At 30.7% G+C, this 1,829-nt stretch carries 1 protein-coding gene and 1 pseudogene; both read right to left on the bottom strand.

All coding sequences use genetic code 11. The features are described 5' to 3' along the window. Positions 1-838, bottom strand: a pseudogene (locus ACMHJ2_RS17685) (hypothetical protein); the annotation flags it as partial. 783 nt (positions 839-1,621) lie between these two features. Beyond that, positions 1,622-1,829, bottom strand: a 208-nt coding sequence (locus tag ACMHJ2_RS17680) for an OmpA family protein (RefSeq protein ID WP_413514171.1), incomplete at its 5' end; no start/stop codon positions are given.

Genomic DNA, 1,829 nt, shown 5'->3' with positions numbered 1-1,829 from the left:
CGTTGTTGTTGGTAATATGAGTAATGAACTCTACGTTATCCCCCAACTTAGTAATGAACTCACGGTTCTCCACTAAATTTGTGATAAATGTACTGTTGTTCGCTATTTCGGATACTGCTAAACGAACCGAATTGTTATTTGAATCCGTAACAACCAAATAATCATTATCAAGGGTAAAACTTACGTTGGTTGTATTTAATGCAGACCAATCGATTTCGTGTTTCACACCATTTTCATCATAATAAAAGAACTTGTTCGTTGTTGAATCGTAATTTACATTTCCATAGGTTCCCTTTAATTCATTGATAATATTTTCAATGAACTCATTATTGTTAGTAATATGATTGATAAAATCAATATTATCCCCAAGTTTAGTTACGAACTCATTATTCTCAACCAAATTGGTAATAAATGTGCTGTTATTGGCAATAGCTGCAATAGATAGGTACACACTGTGATTTTCAGTATCTGTAATAATTAAAGATTCCTCCCCATTTTTTGTTGGATTTCCTCCAATTGTAAATGTATTATTCATCCTGTCAATCACCGTATCACCTGAAAGTAAGGGAGTCCAGGCATTGAATTTCCAATAGTAAAATCCTGCTTCTAAATTAGCATTACCTATGTGGTAAACTAATAAACTTTCAACTCTTTCTCCTTCTATTGGAGCATAATTGGTACTTGTGTCTAGTTGTACTCTTGGTAATAATACTCCTTTTTTAGCTGCTACAATATCCAATTGTGCTGAACTAGCGGCTTTCTTCGTTCCTATCCCAATTTGGGCCATGGCCGAACCACTTAAAACAAGTGCTACTAATGGAATTAATTTTTTTATCATTATTATTATTTTTATTAAACAACTCATAAAATGCTCCATTACAAAACTACATTCATTAAATGTTTTATAAAAATAATTGATAATTATTGATTTTAAATCAATTAAAAACTTAATAAAATCAGTAAAACACTATTAAATTATATTAATTTTTAATTTTAAATAAAAAATAAAATATTCGAATATTCGCATATAGTAATTCTAATGTTTACATAAAATCTCTTAAATAAGATATTCATGACATATCACTTCCCATTGAAATCAATAATCACAAAATGAGTGTTTTTTTTACATAAATTGAAAATTCATTTTTATCATCTCATTTCATCCACTTAAATGCATTGAAAATGACAAAATCAGGAAATAAACGTCAGGTAAGTTTATATACTGTATATATTTAATTTAGTTTCAGTATCAAAATTGACATTTTGTAAAGTTTTCCCACGAAACTAAAAGCTATATTCCTTGTCCATTTTTTACTTCATATATTCTTGGAACAAGTGTCTTTTTAATATGAAAGCCAGGTGTTTTTAACTTTTACTTATGCGACCGAACAAGAAAATAAATGTGCCTATAAAACATTAGGGATAAGTATAAGATGCTACGCTGCGTAACTTAGGACGACCAATGATTGGCAGAATCCGTATACAGAATAATACAATGATATATTAGGGGTTATTTCCAGAACGTACATTTATAAGACTAGCATTTTTACTATAAAAAAAGGATTAGCTGAAAATTCAGCTAATCCTTTTTGAAAAAATCACACTAATATAGGTTGTAAACTTACCTATCCAAAATAATAAATTCACTTCGTCTATTGACTTGGTGTTCTTGGTCTGTACAACGCACGCCATTGCTGCAAGCATTGAGTAATTGACTCTCGCCATACCCTTTGCCTGTTAAGCGACTTGCTTCAATCCCTTGACGTATCATCCATTGAATCGTCGATTGAGCTCGACGCTCAGACAAACGCAGGTTATACGCGTCATTT

This window comes from Myroides odoratus (assembly GCF_965118575.1).
In the GTDB taxonomy this organism is placed as follows: domain Bacteria; phylum Bacteroidota; class Bacteroidia; order Flavobacteriales; family Flavobacteriaceae; genus Flavobacterium; species Flavobacterium odoratum_B.
The sequence above is the reverse complement of the archived record's forward strand: the minus strand, read 5'-3'. Positions and strand labels throughout refer to the sequence as shown.